This window comes from Pyxidicoccus sp. M15 (genome assembly GCF_056858435.1).
In genome coordinates this window covers 9,372,290-9,395,641 of sequence record NZ_CM166495.1, presented here as the reverse complement: position 1 = coordinate 9,395,641, position 23,352 = coordinate 9,372,290, and the positions used below count along the sequence as shown (strand labels likewise).

Genomic DNA, 23,352 nt, shown 5'->3' with positions numbered 1-23,352 from the left:
CGAGTCGTGCTATGAGGCGCACCGTGTCCACCGGCCCCATCGCCTTCGACGCGACGCTCTGGGACGAGCCCACCACCGGCATCGGCCTGTACACCCGTTGCCTTGCCTCTGCCCTGGAAGGCCTGGATGTGCGCCTGGAGAAACTGGGCGCGCAGGGCTCCGGCGAGCACCCCCGCGGCGCCTTGGGCCGCACCGCGTGGACGCTCGGCCGGCTGCCCCGGGTGCTCCAGGGCCTGGGTGCGCCGCTCTATCACGCGCACGGCAACTTCAACCTCCCGCTTGCCCGCGTCCCCGGCACCGCCTACGTGCTCACGGTGCATGACCTGATTCCGCTGCTGATGCGGGAGACGGTGTCCACCGCGTTCCGCTGGCAGTTCCGCCTGTGGCTGGCGCGCAGCGTGTCCCTGGCGGACCGCGTGGTGTGCGTGAGCGAGCGCACCCGGGACGACCTGCTGGCCCGCCTCCCCGAGGCCGAGTCGCGCACCGTGGTGGTGCACAACGGCGTGGACCACGTGAATGCGCCGGAGCTCGATGCCACCAGCGTGGACTTCCTGCGCGCGCTGTCGCTGCCGAAGGACTACGTGCTCTACGCGGGCTCGCTGGACGTGCGGAAGAACGTGGACCTGGTGCTGGACGCCATGGAGCGGCTGCGCGAGCGCGGCCGGCCGGTGTCGCTGGTGCTGGCGGGGCAGAGCTGGTTCGGCTCGGGTCGGGTGGAGCAGCGCATCTTCCGGATGCGCTCGGAGGGGCACGACCTGCGCTCGCTCGGCTACCAGGCGGACCCGGTGTTCTACGAGTTGATGCGCCGCGCGGCCGTGTTCGTGTTCCCCTCGCGCTACGAGGGCTTCGGCCTGCCGCCGCTGGAGGCGATGCACCTGGGCACGCCCACCATCGTCTCCACCGCGGGCTCGCTCCCGGAGGTCTGCGGCGACGCGGCCCTGGCGGTGCGGCCGGACGACGCCGAGGGGCTCGCGCAATCCATCGAGCGCCTGCTGAAGTCGCCCGAGGAGCGGCGGGCCCTGGCGGAGAAGGGCCGGGCCCGGGCGGCGAGGTTCACCTGGAAGCGGGCCGCCGAGGCCACCCTGGCGGCGTACGAGGCCGCGCTCCGGCGTTGAGACCGTGACGCGGTCCTGGAGGAGGCGTATGCGAAAGCTGAGCTGGAGTGGCTTCGTGCTGTTCGGTCTGCTCGCCGGGTGCGCGAGCACGCCCGTGAAGGAGGCGCCGTCGGAGCCCGCGACGGAGGAGCACCAGGATGCGGCGGGCGGGGAGGAAGCGGAGGGTGGTATCAAGGACACTCCCTCCGAGGAGGGCCAGGCGCCCGTGCACCCCATCGCCGTGACGGCGAATCCGCAGCCGAAGGACCTCATCCGCGTCGAGGGCCTGCGCATCGACCGGGGCGTGCTGGACGTGAGCGTGTCCCACGGCGGCGGCTGCGAGGAGCACACGTACGCGCTGGTCTGGGACGGCGCCTTCAGCCAGGGCACGGACGGCACGCCGGTGGCGAACCTGGTGCTGGTCCACGACGCCAACGAGGACCGCTGCAAGGCCATGAAGTACGCGACGCCGCGCTTCGACCTGGCGCCCATCACCCAGGCCTTCCAGCGGAAGTTCGGCAAGTCCACCGGCGCGGTGGACCTGGCCCTGCCGGACCAGGCCCCCTTGCGCTACGAGTTCTGAGCGAGAGGTCCGCCCCTACCGCGTGGCGGGGCGGGCCTCGGTGATGCCCTCTGCCACCAGGTCCTCACGCAGCTTCGTGAGCACCTTGCCGAGCAGATTCATACCGCGCCACTTCGACGGGTCCTGGATGCGCGGGTCCTCCGCGCCCAGGCCCACGCCCCAGATGCGGTCCAGGGGGCTGGCCTCCACCAGCTCCGTGCCCTTCGTGGCCAGCAAGGCCTTCAGCAACTCCGCGTTCTGGGTGAACTTCGCGCGGTTGCCCTCGTAGACGATGCGCTCCCGCTCGCGCTCCCACACGGCGGCGTCGAAGTCGCGCACCTTGCGGCCCAGCGCCTTGTGCGTCTTCGGAGAGGCGGAGTTCAGGATGCTCGCCAGCACCTCTGCGTCCCCGAAGAGGCGCGCCTTGCCCGCCATCATGTACTGCTCCGCGCACAGGTAGCGCACGCCCTCCACCACGAAGTCGGACCGGTGCCACTGGGAGAAGGGGGACTCCTCGCGCCAGAAGAAGGTGAACCTGCGCTGCTCCGCTCCGTCCATGTCTCGTGCCTCCTGCTTGGTGTGGAGAGTACACCAACGTTCCACGCGCGCGAGCCTGACACGGGGACTACACTCCCGGCGCGATGAAGCTCTCCGACGCCCAGGCCCTGCTGGAACGCTGCTTCGGCGGCATGGAGGAGGGCGCGCCCCGCCTCCGCGAGCCCGACGACGCGCGCTTCGCGCTCCGCCCCAGCGCCGTCTGGCTGGAGTACCGCTGGTATGCCCATGAGCGCGGGCTCGCCGAGGTGTTCCTCAAGTGGGGCCGCGTCCCGCCCGAGCAGTCCGCCGGGGCGGAGGCGACGGTGCTGCGCATCCACCTGCTCGGCGCCTCGCAGGAGCTGTCTGTGCGGGCGCATCGGGTGCTCGAAGGGGGGACGCCTTCGCGAGAGCGCATCCTCGACCTCTTCGGCGACGACGGGCTGCGCCGCGAGTGTGTCTCCTTCGGCCGGACGAGCGCCACCGTGGAGCATTGGGACTCGCCAGGCCCGAGCCCGCTGCTGGAGGACGCGCGCTTCGAGGCGCTCACCGCGACGCTGGAGGACGCGGACTCCACGAACGAGGAGCGCCACGAGGCCGTGCAGCGGCTCGCCGCCGAGCGCAGCTCGCGTGTGGTGGAGGCGCTCGTCGCGCTGGTGACACGCCGGCCCTCGCTGATGGCGCTGCGCGTGCTGTCGGAGTGGGGCGAGGTCCGCGCCCGTCCCGCGCTCCAGCGCGACCTGGCGGCCGTGCGCCCGGACAATCCCGCGGACCTGTGGGCCCTCACCGCGCTGGACCGTCGGCTGGAGGCCTGGCAGGCGCTGCGCCACTGACCTTGTACCCACGTACAGGAAGCCAGGCGAACGCTTCTTTCATCCCAGACGGCAATGCAGGTGGAATCGCCCTTCCGTGCTGGGAGGGGGCAGGCGCCGTGCGGTGGGCATGTCGCTTGCGGCCCGTTGGCAAGCAGCAGGGGTGTCCCCAGGCTTTCAGCCATGAAAGCTCTGACCTATGAAGGACCGTACCGCGTCGCGGTGCGCGAGAAGCCCGACCCCGTCATCGAGCATCCCCAGGACGGCATCGTCCGCGTGACGAGCGCCGCCATCTGCGGTTCAGACCTCCACCTGCTGCACGGACTCGTCCCCGATACGCGCATCGGGTTCACCTTCGGCCACGAGTTCACCGGCATCGTCGAGGAGGTCGGCCCCCACGCCACCGGCGTGAAGAAGGGCGACCGGGTGATGCTGCCGTTCCAGATTTTCTGCGGCGGCTGTTACTACTGCACCCGCGGCCTCTCCGCGTGCTGCGAGAACACCAATCCCGCCACGGACGCGGGCACGGGCATCTACGGCTACTCGCACACCATGGGCGGCTTTGACGGCGGCCAGGCCGAGTACGTCCGCGTCCCGTTCATCGGCGTGGATGCCGAGAAGATTCCCGACGACGTCGAAGACCTGGACGCCCTGCCGATCACGGACGCGTTCACCACCGGCTATCAGGCCGCGGAGATGTGCGACCTCCGGGGCGGAGAGACGGTGCTGGTGCTCGGGTGCGGCCCCGTGGGCCTGTTCGCGATGTGGTCCGCGTGGGCCATGGGCGCCGGCCGGGTCATCGCCGTGGACCAGGAGGACTACCGCCTGGAGTTCGCGCGGAGCTGGCTGGGAGTGGAGACGCTCAACTTCAAGGACCTGGACCTCGTCACCATCGTGAAGGGCATGACGGAGGGGCGCGGCGCCGACGCCACCATCGATGCGGTGGGCTGTGAGGCCGCGGGCTCGCCGGTGCACCGGGCGATGGGCGTCTACGCGAAGCTGGAGGCCGGCTCGCCGCAGGCCATCAACTTCGCCATCCACGCGACGCGCAAGGCCGGCATCATCTCGCTCATCGGTGCCTATGGCCCTCCGTTCAACGGCGTGGACATTGGCACGTTCATGAACAAGGCGCAGACGATGCGCACCGGCCAGGCCAGCGTGAAGCGCTACATGCCGCACCTGCTGGAGCACGTCCGGGCCGGCCGCATCCGCCCGTCGACCGTCTTCACGCACCGCCTGCCGCTCGAGAAGGCGCCGCACGGCTACCACACGTTCGCCCAGAAGCGCGACGGCTGCATCAAGGTGGCGCTCCTGCCCAACGGAACCCTTCACTAGGACGGAGACCCTGATGAATCGCACGCCAGAAGTGACCACTCCGGAGATGATTCAGCGGCGGTCCGGTTACCAGTCCATGCAGCCCGTGAAGCGCCCCGCGTACTGGGGCGTCGACCTGGACCGCTCCCGTCGGCCGGGTGTCCCCGGCCACATCGAGAACCCGCAGCCGATGGCGAACGCGCGCTTCCCGATTGAGCGCCAGCCCGGGGAGCCCACGGCGCCCATGCACGGGCGCACCAACAAGACGATGCCGCCCGTCTTCGGCACGTCCACCCCGCTGCGCGGAGTGTCCGGCGCCATCCGCAAGCTCGCCTACAGCTACCCGGACCACTACCCGAAGCACTGGCTGCTGAAGATGCTCGGGGACAAGGTGGACTCGTGGGAGTACCACGCGAAGAAGTACCTGCCGTTCGCGCTCCCGCTCGCGGGGCTCGCGTTCCTCGTGTCGTCGCGCGTGTCCGAGTCGCGCGGGGGCGGACGCCGGATGCCGCGGAGCCTGCCCATCACCCGACGCCATGTGGAGACGCGCCGAGGCCACGGGCGAAGGGATTGGGACCTGAGGACGTGGTCGCCCGCGCAGTGACGGGGCCGGTGCACTCCGATGACACGACGAAGGAGGCGCTGGCGCGGCCCGCCGGCGCTCAGCCCTCGTCGTGGATGAACTTGTACTGGTTGCCCTTCACCCGCTCACGCCACACCGACTTGACGGTGGGCACGTCCACCAGCCGGTAGCCCTGCTGGAGCAGCTGGAAGGACTGGTAGATGTCGGAGGACCAGTGGGCGAACTCGCCGTCGGGGTACGGGTACTTCGCCAGCACCTCCGTCCTGCCGGCGAACAGTCCCCCCTGGATGTGGATGCGCGGCAGCGAGTCCGGGAAGCCCAGCTTGGACGGGGGCCCGCTCGTATAGTGGGAGCCGGTGAGGGCCACCTTGCCACTCGCGTCGTTCACCATCGGCTCGAGCAGGTCCCACAGCCACGTCGGGTCCAGCATGCGGCCATGGCTGGCGCAGACGTAGAGCAGGAACGGGTGCGACGCGGCCTGCACGGCCCGGTTGAGCGCCGGGCCGTAGTAGAGATTGCGCCCCTCGCTCCAGAGGTACTTCGCGGGGAAGGTGCCGTTGTCGCGCACTGCCTCGGCCAGCCGGGGCTGCGGCTTCTCGCTGTTGTCGACGACGATGAGCTCCGCGTCCAGGACGGGCCGGTACAGGAGGAGCGACGGCATCAGGTCGCGCATGAGGCGCGTCAGGGCCTGCTCCTCGTTGTGGTAGGCAACCATCACCGCCGTGACGCCGACCTTCACGTCCCGGGCCCCAGCTTCACGGCGAGGGCGTAGATGTCCCCCGGCGTGGTGGCCGTATCAATCATCGCGAAGCCGAAGGGCTTCAGCCACTGCTGGAGTTGCTCGCGGTTGACGTTGCGGTAGTACTCCCCGGGCCGCAGCGCCTGCCCGTCCACCGCCGAGTGCGGCGCGCGGCCGACGCCCGCGGCGGTGAGGATGAGCACCCCGCCCACCTCGAGCATGGCCAGCGCGTTGTGGCAGATGCGCTCGGCCTCCGGCGTGTGCTCCAGCGTCTCGGTGCACACGACGGTGTCGAACCGGCGGAAGGGCTCCGGGCGCCAGGTGGCGGCGTCCCCGATGAAGTCCACGTTCTCACCGGGGGCGATGTCCACGCCGACGTACTCGGAGCCGGGGAACAGTGGCCGGATGGAGCCGGAGTAGGGCCAGTTGCCCGCCACCGTCCGGCTGCCAAGCTCCAGGACCTGCTTGCGAGGCTCGAGCTGCATGACAGCGCGAGCCACGAACTTGTAGGCGCCTTCGTGCATCCCCCTGGAATATCAGAAGGGGGGACACACTGACGACCCGGGCCCCCTCGCTACGAGGCCCGCGCCGGCACCTTGGGACCCAGCACGTCGCGCAGCGCGTCCGTCACCGTCAGCTTCGGAGCCCAGCCCAGCGCCCGCAGCTTGTCCGGCGCGCCGACGAGGCTCGGGATGTCCGAGGGCCTCAGGCGCGCGGGGTCCAGCTCGATTCGCGCATTCACGCCGGCCAGCGTCAGCATCTCCTCCAGCAGGCTGCGGATGGTGCGCCCCTCGCCGCTGCAGATGTTGTACGCCTGCCCGGGCTCGCCCTTCACGAGCAGCAGCCGGTACGCCTCCACCACGTCGCGCACGTGGGAGAAGTCACGCACCGCATCCAGGTTGCCCGTGCGGAGCACCGGGTCCACCGTGCCCAGGCCAATCGCGCGAATCTGCGAGGCGAAGGAGGGGACCACGAAGGTAGGGTCCTGCCCCGCGCCCAGGTGGTTGAAGGGCCGCGCCATGACCACCTCCAGCCCGTAGCTGCGGTGGAACTGGACGCCGGCCAGCTCCGCCGCGGACTTGGAGGCCGCGTAGGGGCTCAGGGGGACGGCGGGCGTGGACTCGGGGGCGCGCGTGCCCTCGGGCACCGGGCCGTACACCTCGCCCGAGCCCACCAGCACCACCCGCGTCTTCGGCGCGGTGTCGCGCAGCGCCGTGAGCAGGTGCACCACCCCCATCGTGTTCACCGCGAACACGCGCGAGGGGTTGTTGTGGCTCTTGGCCACCGAGCTGAAGCCCGCCAGGTGGATGACGCCCTCGGGCTTCGCCTCGGCGATGGCGGTCTTCATCGCGGCCTCGTTGGCCACGTCGAAGTGGAGGGCGCTGCTGCTGATGCCCTCCCCGCGCGGTCCGTGGGCCTCGACGACGTCGTCACCGGCGGCGCGCAGCAGGGCGCACAGGTGCCGGCCGACGAAGCCGTCCGCTCCAGTGACGAGGATGCGCATCTACTTCTGCCCCGCCTTGAGCCGCTCCAGGTCGGCGTCCACCATCATCTCCACCAGCTGCTTGAAGCGCACGGTGGGCTCCCAATCCAGCTTCTTCTTCGCCTTGGCGTAGTCGCCGATGAGCAGGTCCACCTCGGCGGGGCGCACGAAGGCCGGGTCGATGTGCACGTACTTCTGGTAGTCCAGGCCCACGCGGCCGAAGGCAATCTCCACCAGCTCGCGCACGGTGTGCGTCTCGTTGGTGGCCACCACGTAGTCGTCCGGCTCCGGCTGCTGGAGCATGCGCCACATGGCGTCCACGTAGTCGCCCGCGAAGCCCCAGTCGCGCTTGGCGTCCAGGTTGCCCATGGGCAGCTTCTCCTGGAGGCCCAGCTTGATGCGCGCCACGTTGTAGGTGACCTTGCGCGTGACGAACTCGAGGCCGCGGCGCGGGGACTCGTGGTTGAAGAGGATGCCGCTCACCGCGAACAGGTTGAAGGACTCGCGGTAGTTCACCGTGATGTGGTGGCCGTACGCCTTGGCCACGCCGTACGGGCTGCGCGGGTAGAAGGGCGTCTCCTCCGTCTGCGGCACCTCCAGCACCTTGCCGAACATCTCGCTGGAGGACGCCTGGTAGAAGCGCACCTGCGGGCGGGTGTGGCGGATGGCCTCCAGCATCTTCGTCACGCCCAGCGCGGTGAACTCACCGGTGAGCACGGGCTGGTTCCAGCTGGTGGGCACGAAGGACTGCGCCGCCAGGTTGTAGACCTCGTCCGGCTTGACCAGGTTGAGCAGCGCCGCGAGCGAGAACTGGTCCAGCAGGTCGCCCTGGTGGAGCTGGATCTTGCCGTGCAGGTGCTGGATGCGCTCGAACTTCTCCTCCGAGGAGCGGCGCACCATGCCGTGAACTTCATAGCCCTTCGAGAGCAGCAGCTCCGCCAGGTAGCTGCCGTCCTGCCCCGTGATGCCCGTAATCAGTGCGCGCTTGGTCGCCATGGTCTTTTTCTATGTTTGCTGGAGGACGGCGCGTTGTACCCGAGGCGGTCACCTATAGCCAACCGTTGCCTGTGTCTTCGTACTTGAAAGACACACCTCCCGTGACAAGGTAGGCGTTCAACAGATGAGCGAGGAGCCGGTCATGCGCAACCCATTCCCCCTGGCCCTGGCGGCGCTGCTCGCGAGTGCGACCGTGTCCGCACAGCCTGTATCCGTGGCGCCCTTCCGGGAGACGCGGCCGGACCCCGGCACCGTCGCGGGGAATCTCCGCGACGTCGCGCTCTGGGTGAATCCCGCCGACGCCGGGGCCAGCCTCCTCATCAGCGGCTATGACAACGTCAACGCGGGCCTGGTCACCTTCGGGGTGGACGGCACGCAGCTCGAGGCGGAGCTGCCGGATGGTCCGGCGCTCGGCGTGGCCCTGCGCGACGACTTCCCGCTGGGGGGGAGCATCCGGACGCTGGTGGTGACGGCGAACCCCAACTTCAACGGGCTGGGGGCGTACCGGCTGGACCCGGGGGGCGTGGACCGCGTGGTGCGCATCGGCAATGCGGGCTTCCTCACCGGCACGCAGTACTCCACGGTGGCGCTCTACCGCAGCCCCACCTCGGGCCGCTTCTTCGTCTTCGCGGGCACCCAGGGCGGGCGGCTGGAGCAGTTCGAGCTGACGGGGGCGGACGGCGGCGTGACGGCCATCCCCACGCGCGTGCTCGCCACGTCGGGCGGAGGCATCGCGGGCGTGGTGGCGGACGAGGAGTCCGGCCGGCTGTTCGTCACCGAGGAGGGGCAGGGCCTGTGGCGCTACTCCGCCGAGGCGGATGGCGGCCAGACGCGGCTGAAGGTGGCCTCGGTGGGAACCACGCTCAACACCGACGTGGGCCGGGTGAGCCTGTACCGGGCGAACAATGGCGAGGGCTACATCCTCGTCGCGGACACGGCGTCGGACGCGTTCGCCGTGTTCGAGCGCCGCTCCGAGGCGCTGGTGGGCTCGTTCAGCGTGGGGGCGGACGGCGGCATCGGCGCGGTGGAGGACCCGGCCGCCCTGGCGGTGGTGTCGCGTCCGGTGGGGCCGGACTTCCCGGACGGACTCTTCGTCGCGCACGACGGCCTCAACGCCCAGCAGAACCTGAAGCTGGTGTCCTGGCCGGCGGTGGCCAACGCCTTCAACCCGCCGCTGCGCATCGCCACGCGGCAGACCACCGACGGCGGGACGGATGCGGGCACGGGCGGGGAGGATGCCGGTCCCGACGTCCAGCCCCAGCCGCTGCCGTTGCCCGGGGGTGGCGAGGATGATGGGGACAGCGGCTGCTCGTGCGCCACGGCCTCGGTGCCGGCCTCGGCGCTGCTCGGGCTGCTGGCCCTGGCGCTGGCCGGACGGCGGCGCCGGAGCTGAAAGCGCGTTGCCAGGGGGCGCGCGCCGCGCTGAAGTGCGCGGCTCCATGCGTTTTCCTCGCCCCGTCCTCGTCGCGCTGGCGGCCCTCGCCGCCGCCTGCGCCAGCACCCCTCCCACGGCCCCGCCCGACGGCGTCGGCTCCACCGCGAGCGCCGCGTCGGCTCAAGCCGTGCGCCTCACGCTGGTGGGGCTCAATGACCTGCATGGCCACGTGGAGCCCGGCCGCACCGTCCTGAAGGACGGGCAGGTGGTGGAGGAGGGTGGGGCGGCCACGCTCGCGGCCTACGTGGCACGGCTGCGCGCGGACAACCCGGGCGGAGTGCTGCTGGTGGACGGCGGGGACCTCTTCCAGGGCACGCTCCCCTCCAACCTCACGGAGGGCGCCATCGTCATCGACGTGTACAACCACCTGGGTGTCACGGCGGCGGCCATTGGCAACCACGAGTTCGACTACGGCCCCGTGGGGCCGGGCACCATGGCGAAGGGCCCGGGCGAGGACTCGCTGGGCGCCCTCAAGGCCCGCGTCGCCCAGGCGCGCTTCCCCCTGCTGTCCGCCAACCTGCGCGAGGCCGCCACCGGCCAGCGCCCGGCGTGGACGGGCAATGACGGCACGGCCCTCGTCACCGTGAAGGGCGTGAAGGTGGGGCTCCTGGGGCTCACCACCGAGTCCACGCCGGAGGCCACCAACCCCGTCAACGTGGCGTCGCTGCGCTTCCTGCCGCTGGCGCCCGCCGCCCTGGAGGCGGCCCGCTCCCTGCGCGCGCGCGGCGCGGAGGTGGTCATCGTCGTCGCCCACGCGGGCGGCAAGTGCCCGGACGTGAAGAACCCGCGCGACACGTCCACCTGTGACAGGGGCGACGCGGAGATTCTCGACATGCTGGACGGGCTGCCGCCCGGCACGGTGGACGCGGTGGTGGCCGGGCACACGCACCAGCCCCTGGGCATCTTCTACAAGGGCGTGCCCGTCATCGAGACGTCGGGCCAGGGGCGCTCGCTGGGCGTGGTGGAGCTGTTCGTGGACCCGGCGGGCCGCCGCGTGCTGCCCGAGCGCACCCGCCTCCAGGCGGCGATTCCCCTCTGCACGAAGGTGGACGCGGTCAGCGGCACGTGTGACGGGCGCCGGCTGAAGACGCAGCCGGACGTGAAGCTGGTGCAGGCCACCTTCCTCGGCGCGCCGGTGGTGCCCGACGCGCAGGTGGAGCAGCTGCTGGCGCCGGCGCTGAAGACGGCGCGCGAGACGCAGCTGCGCCTGCTCGGCATCTCCGCCGCCGCGCCCCTGACGCGCGGCTATGAGCAGGAGAGCGCGCTGGGCAACCTCCTCGCGGACGCCCTGCGCGACGTGGCCCGCGCGGACGTGGGGGTGATGAACCCCGGCGGCATCCGCGCGGACCTGCCGGCGGGCCCGCTCACCTTCGGCCAGGTGTACGAGATGCTGCCCTTCGACAACGCCGTGGTCGTGCTCCCGCTCAGCGGCGCGGAGCTGCGGCGCCTGCTGGAGCTGGTCCATGCCACGGACCGGGGCGCCGTCTTCCCCGTCTCCGGGCTGGAGCTGACGCTGGCGAACTGCCCGGGGCCCCAGCGGCTGCAGGGGGTGACGCTGCCGGGAGGCGGGGCACTGGAGCCGGGGAAGACGTACCGGGTCGCGCTGCCGGACTTCCTCGCCCGCGGCGGAGATGGCCTGGCGCCCCTCATGCGGGCGCTGCCCCCCGAGCGCGTGGACCTCACGCCGGTGGGCGGCATGGACCTGCGCGACGCCGTCATCACCTACGGGAAGTCGCGGGGCGGAACCCTCCCCGTGCCCCCGGTGGGGCGCGTGCGCTACACGGGTGTCGCGGCCTGTCCTGGCGCGGCGCGCTGAAGGGAGCCCAGGCCGAAAATTCAGTCCCTGTGTGATCCGCTGGGACTGAACGAGCAGAGCCAACCCGGCGTAAGATCAGCGGAAACGCGCCAGGGCCCGATTTTTCGGCCTTGGATCAGTTTTCAACGGCAGGAAGAGTCCCTAGTCTAGGGCGCGCGAGCGGCTGAACCGAAGTGGCTCTTTGCCTGGGCCTGCGAGTGCTGGCGCGCGTGAGTGGGAGGGACTGACATGCTCTACAAAGTGACCCCGATGATGGCGCCGCCCGCGCCTGACAAGGCCAAGCAGCGTGAACCGGGGCAGGGCCAGCCGCGCAAGCGGCGCAAGTCCGCCGTCTACGACGCGGACGGCCACGAGGTGCTCATCTCGCTGATGTGCATCAAGTGCAGGACGCTGAAGCCGCTGGCCCAGTTCGGCCTGCGGAAGATGGCGGATGGTGCCATCCGCAACCAGCCCTGGTGCCGCACCTGCCGCTCGGGCGCGGGCTCCAAGAAGTCGAAGGCTGGCAAGGATGCGGCCCCCGAGGCGCCGACGCCCGTGCTCCAGGTCGTCGCCAAGGCGAATGACGCCGAGACGGTCGCCCCGCCTGTCGCCGCGCAGGGCTGAGCTGATCCACCGCTGAGCCACGCTCCCGAGGGGCGGCCCTCCCGGCCGACCCGACGGGAGAGATCTGACCGGGATGATCGCAACCCTCCCGGTCTGGACGCCCGGAAACCTCTTCAGGACAGCCGGAGCCCGGCGGGCAGCGTGTCGCCGAGCGCCCGGGCCTCGTCCGCCGCCTCCAGCGCCAGCACCTCGCGCACCATGCGCACCCAGGCCTCGTGGGCCTTCGCCGCGACGAGCTCCCGGGCGGTGCGCTCACGCAGGGCGGGGTCCAGATCGCGCGTGCGGTCCCCGGTGAGCCGCGCGAGCTGCGCCGCCGCGAAGGGGGCGCCGTCAATCTTCTTCAGGTCCATGTCGAGCAGCAGCGTGAGCCACGCCTCCGCCGTCTCCACGTCCACCACCTTGTGGCTGCTGCCGTAGAGCGGCACGCGCGCACCCAGCCGGCCCAGGGCCCAGGCCCACGGGCCGCCGGACTTCGCCTCGGCCTTCAGCCGCGCGGCAATCCACCCGCCGACTTCGGACTTGTCCCCGGGCGACAGGTGCTCCAGTGAGGCGACGGTGCGGACCATCTCCTCCAGTCCCTCCGGCTGGATGCCCTTGAGCTTCCCCGCGGGCGGCGCGTCCGGCGGCACCTTCCGCGCCAGGTGCGGCTGGAGGTACGCGTAGAGCTTCTGTTGCTGCGCCTCGGTGAGGCCGCCGGCGATGCGGCGCCACATCACCCAGAACTCCGTCCACACCGCCTTGTCCGTGTGGTGCTGCACCAGCGCGTCGAAGAGGCTGAAGGTCTGCTCCGCGCGCCAGCCGTCCAGCGGGTAGCCGAAGCCCGGGCGCAGGCAGAAGCCGGTGAGGCTGTAGAAGACGCGCTCGTGGTCCTCGGTGCGCCGCCGCTTGCTGGCGCCCGCGTACAGGGTGCTCCACATCTCGCGCAGCACCGGCACGCGCCACGTCTCGCGCGGGCCCAGGGCCTTCTCCAGCGTGCGCCCCAGCTGCTTCACGTCCTTGGGACCGATGGGCAGCGGCTTGTTGCCGTAGACGCGCTCGATGTTGTCCTTCGCCTCCACGAAGCGCGCGGGCATGGATTCGGTGACGGTCAGCTCGTGCGAGCCGCCGGTGCCGCGCAGCTCGAACTCCAGGCGCCACCGCTCGTCCGCCACGTTGGAGACGCAGTACAGCTCCAGCGTGCCAATCTCCGTCAGCGCGGCCTGCAGGTGCACGGGCACTTCCGCCACCTTGCCCGTGGCGCCCTTGAGCAGCGTGTGGATGGGCGGCAGGGGCTTCAAGTCCTCGGCCAGCGGGACGAGGTCCCCCGGCTTGTCGATGCGGTCGCTCGTCGTGGAGAAGACCTGGAACTGCACCGGCCGCCCGAGGGTGAGCGTGAAGGGGCGCTCGCCCAGGTCCACCTTCTGTCCCTCCTCGAAGCCGCGGGGGATGAGGCACAGCGCCGGCTGCTCCGCGCTGTCCGCCGGCCGCTGCAGGCCCACGTAGTACGCGCGCGCCGCGCCACCGCCGATGCGCAGGCCGTGCCCGCGCCGCACCAGCCCGTAGTACGCCGCGCCGCGCGCCACCGCCAATTCCAGCGAGGTGTGGCGCAGCAGGGGGATGCGCGGCGCGCCGGGCCACCACGCGGAGAGCGCCTGCACCAGCCGCTCGGAAATCTGGGGCGAGTTGAAGACGCCGCCGTTGAGGAGGATGGCGTCGGGGCGGGGCAGGGCGCCCTCGGCCGGGGCCGTCTCGCCCAGCGCCGCGAAGCCCGCCGCCGCGTGCTGCGCGAGGAAGGCCGCCAGGTGCCGTGTCACCGCCGGGTCCTGCACGTACGGCAGGCCCAGCTCCTGGAGCGCCATGCGCGCGGCACGGCGCGGGCGCTCGCCGGGCGCGGAAGCGGGGAAGAAGCCGTCCAGCACCAGCGCGTGCGCCTCGTCGCGCAGCAGCTCCGTGGACAGCGTGCCGCCCAAAAGCCGGCTGCCCCCGCCCACCAGCGAGACGCCGTACTTCTCCGGCGGCTCGTTGCCCAGCAGCGCCTCCTTCGCGGTGCGCGCGGCCTGGATGGCCTGCGTCCACTGCGTGGCGGACAGGCGGCGGCCGTCGGTGAAGAGCTTCTCCTCCACCCGGCGGGCCAGGGCGGCGTCCATGTTGTCGCCGCCCAGCATCAGGTGGTCGCCCACCGCGAGGCGCCGCAGCATGGGCCCTTCCGGCGAGACGCCCGCGTGCACCAGCGTGAAGTCCGTGGTGCCGCCGCCCACGTCCACCACCAGCACCAGCCGGACGTTGGAGAGCGTCTGCTCCAGGTCGCTCCGGTGGCGCGCGGTGTAGTCGTAGAAGGCCGCCTGCGGCTCCTCCAGCAGGGTGAACTTCTCCAGCCCCGCCTTGCGCGCGGCGCTCACCGTCAGGGCGCGCGCCGCCTCGTCGAAGGAGGCGGGGACGGTAATCACCACCTCCTGCTTGGACAGCGGCGCGTCCGGGTGCGCGAAGTCCCACGCGCGCGCCATGTGCGTCAGCAAGAGGGCGCTGGCATCCACCGGGGAGAGCTTCTGCACGTCCGGCGGGGCGCCCCACGGGAGGATGGGCGCGGAGCGGTCCACGCCCGGGTGGCACAGCCAGCTCTTGGCGCTGGCGACGAGGCGCCCCGGCACCCGGGCGCCCTGCCAGCGCGCCAGCTCGCCCACCACCCACGCGCCGCCGTCATCGCCCCAGGGCAGCTTGAGCGACTCGGTGGCCAGCTCCTGGCCGGCGGGCACGTACACGGTGGAGGGCAGCAGCGCGCGGGGCGCCACCTCCCCCTGGCGGACGAGCTGGGGAATCGGGAAGTCCTCCACGGGGGCGCCCGCGCCCTTCGAGGGGTCCACGGACGCCACCGCGCAGTGGGTGGTTCCCAGGTCGATTCCGACGATTCGCATACGCCTCCGGTTGACGGACGGCTTTCTACTCCTTCATGCGGACGTTGAGCTCCAGCTTCCAGCGCCCCGGGCCGTCCTTCTGCAGGCAGCGCAGCTCCAGCGTGCCCACCTCCGTCACCGCCGCCTGGAGGTTGACGGGCGTCAAGTCACCGAAGGCCGACGGCTGGCCGGGCATGGTGGTCTCGATGGGCGCCAGCTCCTCCAGGGCACCCTCGGCCAGCGCGCCGTCCACGTCCTCCAGCATCTCGCCCACCCTGTCGTCGCGGCGGACGGACGAGGAGAAGAAGCGGAAGCTGGTGGGCTCGCCGGTGACGAGGCCGAACTCCTGCGGCGGCACGTCCGCCTGCGTGCCTTCCTCCATGCCGAAGGGGGCCACGCACAGCGCCTTCACGGGCGGCTCCATGCCGGGCACCGCGGGCATCGCCGTCTCCACGCCCACATAGTAGGCGCGGGCGGTGCCGCCGCGGATGCGCAGGCCGTGGCCCTGGCGCACCCAGCCGTAGTACGCGGCGCCGCGCGCCACGGCGAGGTCCAGGTCCGCGCCCTCCAGCTCCTTGGCCGGCTGGCCACCGTCGGCCTCGAGCCACGCGTTGAGCACCTCCATGACGCGCGCCTTCAGCGGGCCGGCCTTGAAGACGCCGCCGTTGAAGAGCACCGCGGTGGGGTGGAGGAAGGCCTTGCCGCTCACGTCCACCGGCGCGTCGGTGCTGGCCGCGAGCGCCTGCGCCTGCCGGGTGAGGAAGGCCGCCAGGTGCCGGGACACGCCCGGGTCCTGCGCGTAGGGCAGCGCCATCTGCGCCAGGCCGGTGCGGCGCGCGGTGCGCGGCAGCTCGCCGACGGGCGTCACCGGGAAGAAGCCGTTGGTGAGGACGCGGTCCAGCTCCTCGCGCGTCAGCTCCGTGCGCAGCGTGCCGCCGATGAGCGACGAGCCGCGGCCGGGGATGGAGATGGGCGCCCGCTCCATGGAGGGGTCGCCGTACAGCGTCTCCTTCGCGTGCCGGCAGCCGTAGGTGAGGGCGTTGAACTGCCACGCGTCCAGCTTCTTGCCCTCGGCCGTCAGGCGCTGGTTGAGCGTGTGCGCCAGCGCCAGGTCCATGTTGTCGCCGCCGAGCAGGATGTGGTCGCCCACCGCCACGCGCAGCAGCTCCAAATCACCCTCGCGGTCCTTCACGGTGATGACGGAGAAGTCGGACGTGCCGCCGCCCACGTCCACCACGAGGATGACCTCGCCGGGCTGCACCTGCTTGCGGAAGTTCTCCCCCATGGCCTCCAGCCACGCGTAGAGCGCGGCCTGGGGCTCCTCCAGCAGGGTGATGTGCTGGAGCCCCGCGGCCTTGGCGGCCTCCAGCGTCAAGTCACGCGCCGCCGCGTCGAAGGAGGCGGGGACGGTGACGATGACGTCCTGCTCGGCCAGCGCGTTGCCGTGCTCCTCACGGGTGCGGGCGAAGGTATGGTCCCACGCCTCCTTCAGGTGGCGGAGGTAGCGCGCGGACGCGTCCAGCGGCGACACGCGCTGCACCTCTTCGGGCGCCTGCCAGGGCAGGAGCGCCGCGCGCCGGTCCACGCCGGGGTGGGACAGCCAGCTCTTGGCGGAGGAGACGAGGCGCGTGGGCACCTTGGCGCCATGCGTGCGGGCGAACTCGCCGAGGATGGTGCCGGCTTCCGGGTTCCACGGTAGGCCGAGGCTGCCGGCGGGGAACTCCTGCGCGGAGGGCAGGTAGAGGAAGGACGGCAGCAGCGGGCGCGCCTCCACGGTGCCGGGCGTGGTGAGCTGGGGGATGGGCAGCATGGACTGCGCGCGGCCCCGTGGCTTGCCCTCTTCGAGGTTGAAGTAGGACACCGCGGAGTGCGTGGTGCCAAGGTCGATGCCGATGGAATAGCGGGCCATATCGGACTGGAACTCCTTCAGGCGAGCTCGACTTCCGCGGGTGCCAGCACGCGCGGGTCCATGGCCGGGCTCACGGACGGGAACTTCACCTCCGTCGTCACCCAGCCGTGATGGCGCAGCGTCCCGTTATAGGGAGGCTGGCCGGCCACGTTGCCGGTGAGGCGGGTGCGCTGCGCGTCGAAGCCGGCGGGCACCGTGACGCGGTCCCCCTCCGACTGCGGCAGCACCGCCTGGAGGGTGAGGTACTGGTTCACCACCTTACGGCAGCCCTCGTGGACGATGCGGGCCGCGGCGCCCACCTCGGCGTCCGAGAAGGCGGCCACGTTCTCCTGGAGGAAGTCCACGAAGCGCCCCTCGCGCTGGAGCATGCCCAGCAGGGACAGGGCGCTGGCGTGCTCACGCTCGGGCGCCAGGGCGGGGGGCGGCTCGGGGGCCTTCACCACCACCGGCTTCGGCTGCTCCTTGGGCTGCTCTTTGGGCTGCTCCCTGGGCAGGGCGGCGGGCGCGGAGCCACCGGCGGGGAGCTGCGCGAGCTGGCCCGCGTCGTAGGCCCGGCTGGCCGGCAGCACCGCCTGGGCGAACTCGCGGGACACGAGGCAGCGCCAGAAGCACAGCCAGGCGAGCCAGAAGCGTGCGAAGAACGACAGGGAGGCGGACGGGTCGGTCATCGACTCCGGATAACAAAGCCCGCCTGCTTTGCAATTCAGCAAATGGAGGGAAGTGCCCCAAATGCAAAGGGCCTCACGGTTTCCCGTGAGGCCCTTCGGTTCTTCATGGTGGAGGTGGACGGGATCGAACCGACGACCTTCGCATTGCGAACGCGACGCTCTCCCAACTGAGCTACACCCCCACAACCGGACTGCTGACTGCTCGCCTGCTGCGCCCCGGCGGCGTTGGGGCCGACGAAGTGGAACGGGCTAGTACCGGACCCCTTTCATGCTGTCAAGCGCAAGGCGCAGCCAATAATTCCTGCGATTGACGTGCCGCGCAGCGGATGCCATAAAAACCCCTCGTTTCAGGCGTATCCTTCCCGCCCGCTTCAACGCCCCCGGTAATGTCTATCTCCCCCTCTAAGACGTTGAGCCCGGCAGAGCTCGCGAAGCTGGAGCACGCCTTCGCTTCCGACCCCTCGTCCGCCGCCTACAAACCCCTCGCCGAAGCGTACCTGAGCATGGGGCGCTTCATGGAAGCGATGGTCGTCTGCAAGAAGGGGGTGAAGGCGCATCCGAATGCCGCCGACCCACGCCTGCTGCTCGCCCGCGTCTACGCGGAGCAGGGCAAGGACAAGAAGGCGCTGGAAGAGGCGCTCGGCGCCCTCACCGTGCAGCCGGAGGACAAGGCCGCGCTGCGGATGGCCGGCACCCTCCAGCTGAAGACGGGCGAGACGGAGCCCGGCAAGGCCAACCTCCTCAAGGCGTACGGCGCGGACCCGGGTGACCCGGAGACCGTGACGCTCCTGCAGCAGCACAAGATCGACCTGCCCCGGCCCGCGGCGCCCGCGCCCGTGGCCGCGCCCCCGGTGCTCACGCCGGCGGCCGCGCCTCCGGCACCGTCCGCCACGCAGCAGTCCGCCGCCGCCCTCGCGAGCGTCGCGGCGACGGGGGCCTCTCAGCCGGCGCCCGCCGCCACGGCCCGGGCCACCTCGGCCGCCCCGCCGCAGCAGCGCGCTTCGGGCGGTGGCAACGCGGCCCGCGCGGAAGCCCCCGCGGTCCGTCCGGCGCCGCAGCCGCGCCGCGCGCCGGTGGTGGTGGAAGAGGTGGACGAGGACGAGGACGACGAGCCCTCGAGCTCGCGCCGCCGCCCGGCCTCGGGTGGCCGCGGCGGGAAGATGGTGACGCTGGCGCTGCTGGTGGCCATCCCGCTGTTCGCCATCGGCTACGGCTGGTACTCGTCGCACGCGAAGGCGCGCGCCCGCGAGCTGAAGAAGACGCTCGACGTGGCCACCGAGCTGCTCAAGCGCGACTCGTTCGACAGCTACAAGAAGGCGTGTGAGGCGGCGGACAAGGCGCTGGAGGTGGACTCCGACTCCACCGTGGCGCACGGCTACCTGGCCTACGCGTACGCCATCCGCTGGGGCGAGCACGGCGGCGGCGACGACGCGCGCCGCAAGGCCGAGGAGCACCTGGCCGCGGGCAAGACGGGCAAGGACGTCAGCTCGCACCTCATCGCCGCCGAGGCCCTCATCCAGACGTACGGGGGCAAGGGCAAGGAAGCGCTGGGCAAGCTCGAGGAGACGGTGAAGGGCCTGGACGCCCAGGGCCGCTCCAGCTCGCTGCTCTACCTGACGCAGGGCCTCATCCAGATGAACGCCGGGGACCTGGAGCGCGGGCGGGACAGCCTGGAGCGCGCGCAGGTGCTGGCGCCGGACGACCCGCGCATCTACGCGGGGCTGGGCGCCGTGTACCGCCGGCTGGGCCAGGACAACACCGCCTGGAAGAACTACGACTTCGCGCTCCGGTACGAGAAGGACCACCCGGAGTCGCTCCTGGGTCGCGCGCTGCTGATGCTGGAGCAGGACTCGCCCAACTACGGGCTGGCCCACACCATGCTGAAGAAGCTGCTGGAGACCGACCCGCCCCCGTCGCCGCGCCAGCTGGCCGCCGCGCACCTGGCCCGCTCGCTGCTCATCAGCCGCGTGTCGGCGGAGATGGCGGAGCTGAAGCCGGACGTGCAGCAGAAGCTGTCCGAGGCCACCGCCGTGCCGCTGGACAAGGACAAGGCGCGCGCGGAGATGCTCAAGAGCGAGGAGACCGGCTTCGCGCTCGACAAGCAGAACCCGGAGCTGCACCTCATCAAGGGCCGCCGGCTGCTGGCGGAGAACAACTTCGACGCGGCCGCCGAGGAGATTCGCAAGGCCATCCGCGTGGACGGCACGCGCGCCCAGTTCCACGTCGAGCTGGCCAAGGCCCTCATGGGCAAGCAGGGCGGCGAGAAGGAAGCCGCCGAGGCGCTGGTGACGGCCCTCAAGACGATGGGCGACAGCCCCAAGCTCGTGGTCATGCTGGGCAACGCCTACCGCCGCCAGGGCAAGCTGGACGAGGCCCTCACCCAGTACCAGCGCGCGGTGAAGGACCCCAAGGCGAAGAACCCCGAGGCCCGGCTGGCCATGGGCGCCATCTACCGCGAGCGCTCGGACTGGGCGAAGGCCCAGGAGCAGCTGGAGAAGGCGAGCCAGGAGTTCGTCGGCCAGTCGGACCGCGCGGCCATGGCCCTCACCGAGCTGGCGCGCGTCTACCAGGGCAAGGGTGACGTGGCGAAGGCGGATGAGACGTACCAGCGCGCCCTCAACGCCGACGAGGGCTACAGCCCGGCCTACTACTTCTACGCCACCCTGCTGTCGAAGGACGCGAAGCAGGGCGCCAAGGCGAAGATGCTGGCCAATGAGTACCTGAAGCGCGAGCCGAGCGGCGAGCACGTCAACGCCGCCCGCGCGCTGGCCGGGAGCTAGAAGACGACACGGCGCCCCCTTTTCGGGGCCCGGGCAGCGACAAGCGGGGCTGATGCGCGCGGGCAGCAGGACGCGCGGTCAGCCCCGTTGCCGTGGTTGAAGGACCCTCCGGTGGGCGGTATGCCTCGGGCGTTTGCCTTCCCGAGCGCACCAGGAGACGAGGCCCCATGGCCTCTGGCGGCGGCAGGGATGCCCGGCGGGCGGCCGTCCGCCGAGGGCATCTCCGGGCGCCGTGTCCTTGCCCACCCCCCGGTGGTGCCTGTATGGGAAGGCCGTTCCCGCGTCGGCAGCCCGCCTGTCGCGCCTTGCCCCGGAGTCTGTGTGAGCGCGCGTGCCGAGTCCCTGTCGACGACCGCGTCCGACCTGATCTCCCTGACCAAGCCGCGGCTGTCCAGCCTGGTGCTCATCACCACGGCGGGCGGCATGTTCCTGGCGCCCGGCCCGCTGAACACGGTGCGCGCGCTGGTGACGCTGCTGGCCACGGCCGGCACCGTGGGCGCGGCCAACGCGCTCAACTGCTACTGGGAGCGGCACAGCGACCAGTTCATGGCGCGCACCCGCAACCGGCCGCTGCCCTCGGGGCGGATGGAGCCGTCGGTGGCGCTGTGGTTCGGCATCTCCCTGGCGCTGGTGTCCCTGCCGGCGCTGGCGCTGGGCGCCAACCTGCTCACCGCGGGGCTGGGCCTCATCGCGCTGCTCAGCTACGTGCTGGCCTACACGCCGCTCAAGGCGCGCACCTCCGCCGCCATGCTGGTGGGCGCGGTGCCGGGCGCGCTGCCCCCGCTGATGGGGTGGACGGCAGTGACGAACGTGCTGGACGCGGGCGGCTTCGCGCTCTTCGCCATCCTCTTCCTGTGGCAGATGCCGCACTTCATCGCCATCGCCCTGTTCCGCAAGGAGGAGTACGCGGCCGCGGGCCTCAAGTCCGTGCCGCTGGAGCGCGGGGACGAGTCCAGCCGCGCGCAGGTGGTGCTCTACCTGGTGGCGCTGGTGCCGATGACGCTCCTGCCCTTCCAGCTGAACATCGCGGGCACGTGGTACCTGGCGTCGGCGGTGTTGCTGGGCCTGGGCTTCCTGGGCCTGGGGGCCTGGGGCTTCTTCCGCCGGCTCGGGAACGCCTGGGCGCGCCAGACGTTCTTCTTTTCGCTCATCTACCTCACCGTCCTGTTCGCCGCGATGACGCTCGACCGCGTCCCGCGCGGCTAGCGCGAAGGGTGCCGGGGAAGTCACCCATGCCTGATACCTCGGTCTCCACCCCTCCGGCGCCGCTGCTCCAGATTGAAGGCCTCACGCGGCGCTTCAAGGGCCGCACCGCCGTGGACGGCCTGAGCCTGTCCGTGCGGCAGGGCGAAATCCTGGGGCTGCTGGGCCCCAACGGCGCGGGCAAGTCCACCACGTTCCAGGTGCTGGCGGGGCTTTTGGCCCCGGATGCGGGAGAGGTGCGCTTCGCCGGGAAGGTGCTGGCGCTGAGCGACCCGTCCCTGCGGCGGCAGATGGGCATCATCTTCCAGCGCGGCAGCCTGGATGACCTGCTCACCGCGCGGGAGAACCTGATGCTCGGGGCCCGGCTGTACGGCCTGGGCGGCGAGCGGGCGCGCGAGCGGGTGGAGGCGATGCTGGCGCTCATCGGCCTGCAGGACCGGGGCGACGAGAAGGTGGGCATCTGGTCCGGCGGCATGCGCCGGCGGCTGGAGCTGGCGCGGGCGCTGGTGCACCAGCCGCGCGTGGTGCTGATGGACGAGCCCACGCAGGGCCTGGACGAGGCGGCCTTCCGCACCTTCTGGGCGCACCTGAAGCGGCTGCGCGACAGCGAGGGCGTCACGGTGCTGCTCACCACGCACCGCGCGGACGAGGCCGACGTCTGCGACAGGCTCGCGGTGCTGGACGCGGGGAAGCTGGTGGCGTGCGACACGCCGTCGGCGCTGGCCGCGCGCATGGGCGGGGACATCCTCACGCTGGAGGCGGCCGAGCCGGAGGCGCTGGCGCGCGAGGTGCGCGAGCGGCTGGGGCTGGACGCGAAGGTGGTGGAGGGGAGGGTGCAGGTGGAGGCCACGCAGGGCCATGCGCTGGTTCCCCGGCTGGTGGAGGCCTTCCCGGCCGGGCGGCTGACCTCCGTGTCGCTGCGCCGGCCCACGCTGGCGGACGTGTTCCTCCAGCTTACGGGGCGCGCGCTGGGGGCGGACAGGCCCACCGCCGAGCCCGCGCCGAGGAGACGCCGATGAACGCCGAGGTTTCCGCCGCTCCTCCGTCCGTGGAGGCCCCGCTTCCGGTGCCGCAGCCCGTGGAGGCGCGGCTGCCGGCCCCCGGTGCGCCGGGCTCGCTCGCGCTGCAGTGGGCGACGGTGCGCGTGCTGCTGGTGCGCGACGTGGTGCGCTTCTTCCGCCAGCCCAGCCGCGTGGTGGGCGCGCTGGCGCAGCCCATCCTCTTCTGGTTCGTCATCGGCTCCGGCTTCGCGGGCTCGTTCCGCGTGGAGGGCGCGCAGGGGCTGGGCTACCAGCAGTTCTTCTTCCCCGGCGTCGTCACCATGGTGCTGCTGTTCAGCGCCATCTTCGCGACGATTACCGTCATCGAGGACCGGCGCGAGGGCTTCCTCCAGGCGGTGCTCGCGGGCCCCGGCTCGCGGTTGGCGGTGGTGCTGGGCAAGGCGCTGGGCTCGTCGGCGATTGCGCTGATGCAGGCGTCGCTGTTCCTGTTGCTGGCCCCGCTGGCCGGGGTGAGCGCGGCCACGCTCAATCTGCCGCTGCTCCTCACCGTCATGGTGCTGTCCGCGCTGGCGCTCACCGGCATGGGCATGTCGCTGGCATGGTGGGTGCGCTCCAGCGCGGGCTACCACGCGGTGATGAGCATCGTCCTGCTGCCCATGTGGGTGCTGTCCGGGGCGATGTTCCCGCTCAAGGGCGCGGACTCCTGGCTGGCGTGGGTGATGCGCGTCAACCCCATGCGCTTCTCCGTGGAGGGCGTGCGCCGCGCGCTGTACGGCGTGGAGGCGTCCGCGGCGGTGGGCCCCGCGTCCGTGGTGGGGCTCGAGGTCCCGGTGCTGCTCGCCTTCGCCACCGTGTTCGTGGGCCTGGCCGCCTTCAGTGTCAGCCGGCGCGAGTAGCCGGGTACACGTGGCTTGGACATCCGGGCCCCCCTTCAGTACGACGGGGTGGCT

The 23,352-nt window shown here is 71.6% G+C and carries 20 protein-coding genes and 1 tRNA gene; 12 read left to right on the top strand and 9 right to left on the bottom strand.

The window, feature by feature from the left end; genetic code table 11:
- Window positions 1-11: 11 nt before the first annotated feature.
- Window positions 12-1,115 carry a glycosyltransferase family 4 protein gene (locus tag ACX9TP_RS34615; protein WP_482974917.1) on the top strand — a complete coding sequence of 368 codons (1,104 nt, stop codon included), beginning with the start codon at window positions 12-14 and terminating at the stop codon, window positions 1,113-1,115.
- A 28-nt stretch (window positions 1,116-1,143) separates the two neighbouring features.
- On the top strand, window positions 1,144-1,677 hold the full coding sequence (locus ACX9TP_RS34610) for a hypothetical protein (RefSeq protein ID WP_482974916.1): 534 nt from the start codon (window positions 1,144-1,146) through the stop codon (window positions 1,675-1,677).
- 15 nt (window positions 1,678-1,692) lie between these two features.
- Here the strand turns inward: ACX9TP_RS34610 and ACX9TP_RS34605 are convergent, their stop codons facing one another.
- Window positions 1,693-2,214, bottom strand: a complete 522-nt coding sequence (locus tag ACX9TP_RS34605) for an NADAR family protein (protein ID WP_482974915.1) — start codon at window positions 2,212-2,214, stop codon at window positions 1,693-1,695.
- An 83-nt stretch (window positions 2,215-2,297) separates the two neighbouring features.
- Here ACX9TP_RS34605 and ACX9TP_RS34600 point away from each other — a divergent pair, with 83 nt between their 5' ends.
- The 3 genes from ACX9TP_RS34600 (at window position 2,298) to ACX9TP_RS34590 (ending at window position 4,920) form a co-directional block, all read left to right on the top strand.
- Window positions 2,298-3,023, top strand: coding sequence for a hypothetical protein (locus tag ACX9TP_RS34600; protein ID WP_482974914.1), 726 nt, complete (start codon window positions 2,298-2,300; stop codon window positions 3,021-3,023).
- Window positions 3,024-3,185: 162 nt separating this feature from the next.
- Complete coding sequence (locus ACX9TP_RS34595; protein WP_482974913.1) at window positions 3,186-4,337, top strand: zinc-dependent alcohol dehydrogenase; 1,152 nt, start codon at window positions 3,186-3,188, stop codon at window positions 4,335-4,337.
- A gap of 13 nt (window positions 4,338-4,350) precedes the next feature.
- Window positions 4,351-4,920, top strand: coding sequence for a hypothetical protein (locus ACX9TP_RS34590; RefSeq protein ID WP_482974912.1), 570 nt, complete (start codon window positions 4,351-4,353; stop codon window positions 4,918-4,920).
- Window positions 4,921-4,978: 58 nt separating this feature from the next.
- Here ACX9TP_RS34590 and ACX9TP_RS34585 read toward each other — a convergent pair whose 3' ends face one another.
- The 4 genes from ACX9TP_RS34585 to gmd form a co-directional block, all read right to left on the bottom strand.
- The gene (locus ACX9TP_RS34585) at window positions 4,979-5,638 is read right to left on the bottom strand and encodes a glycosyltransferase family 2 protein (RefSeq protein WP_482974911.1); all 660 of its coding nucleotides are present in this window, start codon (window positions 5,636-5,638) and stop codon (window positions 4,979-4,981) included.
- Window positions 5,635-6,123: a class I SAM-dependent methyltransferase gene (locus ACX9TP_RS34580; protein WP_482974910.1), complete on the bottom strand. Its 489-nt coding sequence runs from the start codon at window positions 6,121-6,123 to the stop codon at window positions 5,635-5,637. Before ACX9TP_RS34580 ends, ACX9TP_RS34585 begins: the two co-directional genes overlap by 4 nt.
- 89 nt (window positions 6,124-6,212) lie before the next feature.
- Window positions 6,213-7,142, bottom strand: coding sequence for a GDP-mannose 4,6-dehydratase (locus ACX9TP_RS34575; protein WP_482974909.1), 930 nt, complete (start codon window positions 7,140-7,142; stop codon window positions 6,213-6,215).
- The gene (gene gmd, locus ACX9TP_RS34570; protein WP_482974908.1) at window positions 7,143-8,117 is read right to left on the bottom strand and encodes a GDP-mannose 4,6-dehydratase; all 975 of its coding nucleotides are present in this window, start codon (window positions 8,115-8,117) and stop codon (window positions 7,143-7,145) included.
- Window positions 8,118-8,259: 142 nt separating this feature from the next.
- Between gmd and ACX9TP_RS34565 the strand changes: the two genes are divergently transcribed.
- From ACX9TP_RS34565 to ACX9TP_RS34555, 3 genes are all read left to right on the top strand, one after another.
- Window positions 8,260-9,510: a myxosortase-dependent phytase-like phosphatase gene (locus ACX9TP_RS34565; RefSeq protein WP_482974907.1), complete on the top strand. Its 1,251-nt coding sequence runs from the start codon at window positions 8,260-8,262 to the stop codon at window positions 9,508-9,510.
- Between the two features lie 46 nt (window positions 9,511-9,556).
- Window positions 9,557-11,368, top strand: coding sequence for a bifunctional metallophosphatase/5'-nucleotidase (locus ACX9TP_RS34560; RefSeq protein WP_482974906.1), 1,812 nt, complete (start codon window positions 9,557-9,559; stop codon window positions 11,366-11,368).
- Window positions 11,369-11,596: 228 nt separating this feature from the next.
- Window positions 11,597-11,971 carry a hypothetical protein gene (locus ACX9TP_RS34555; protein ID WP_482974905.1) on the top strand — a complete coding sequence of 125 codons (375 nt, stop codon included), beginning with the start codon at window positions 11,597-11,599 and terminating at the stop codon, window positions 11,969-11,971.
- 113 nt (window positions 11,972-12,084) lie between these two features.
- On the opposite strand, the gene ACX9TP_RS34550 is transcribed toward ACX9TP_RS34555, so the two are convergent.
- The 4 genes from ACX9TP_RS34550 to ACX9TP_RS34535 all read right to left on the bottom strand — a co-directional run bounded on the left by ACX9TP_RS34550 (window position 12,085) and on the right by ACX9TP_RS34535 (window position 17,600).
- A complete protein-coding gene (locus ACX9TP_RS34550) occupies window positions 12,085-14,862 on the bottom strand; it encodes an Hsp70 family protein (protein WP_482974904.1) in 2,778 nt (925 codons plus the stop codon).
- Between the two features lie 25 nt (window positions 14,863-14,887).
- The gene (locus tag ACX9TP_RS34545) at window positions 14,888-16,750 is read right to left on the bottom strand and encodes an Hsp70 family protein (RefSeq protein WP_482974903.1); all 1,863 of its coding nucleotides are present in this window, start codon (window positions 16,748-16,750) and stop codon (window positions 14,888-14,890) included.
- A 17-nt stretch (window positions 16,751-16,767) separates the two neighbouring features.
- Entirely contained in the window at window positions 16,768-17,418 is a 651-nt protein-coding gene (locus ACX9TP_RS34540; RefSeq protein WP_482974902.1) for a DUF2760 domain-containing protein, read from the bottom strand.
- A 106-nt stretch (window positions 17,419-17,524) separates the two neighbouring features.
- Window positions 17,525-17,600, bottom strand: a tRNA-Ala gene (locus ACX9TP_RS34535).
- A gap of 204 nt (window positions 17,601-17,804) precedes the next feature.
- Here ACX9TP_RS34535 and ACX9TP_RS34530 point away from each other — a divergent pair.
- The 4 genes from ACX9TP_RS34530 (at window position 17,805) to ACX9TP_RS34515 (ending at window position 23,298) form a co-directional block, all read left to right on the top strand.
- Window positions 17,805-20,198, top strand: a complete 2,394-nt coding sequence (locus ACX9TP_RS34530; protein WP_482974901.1) for a tetratricopeptide repeat protein — start codon at window positions 17,805-17,807, stop codon at window positions 20,196-20,198.
- Window positions 20,199-20,519: 321 nt separating this feature from the next.
- A complete protein-coding gene (cyoE, locus tag ACX9TP_RS34525; protein ID WP_482974900.1) occupies window positions 20,520-21,404 on the top strand; it encodes a heme o synthase in 885 nt (294 codons plus the stop codon).
- Window positions 21,405-21,430: 26 nt separating this feature from the next.
- A complete protein-coding gene (locus ACX9TP_RS34520) occupies window positions 21,431-22,420 on the top strand; it encodes an ABC transporter ATP-binding protein (protein ID WP_482974899.1) in 990 nt (329 codons plus the stop codon).
- Complete coding sequence (locus tag ACX9TP_RS34515) at window positions 22,417-23,298, top strand: ABC transporter permease (protein ID WP_482974898.1); 882 nt, start codon at window positions 22,417-22,419, stop codon at window positions 23,296-23,298. Before ACX9TP_RS34520 ends, ACX9TP_RS34515 begins: the two co-directional genes overlap by 4 nt.
- Window positions 23,299-23,352 lie beyond the last annotated feature (54 nt).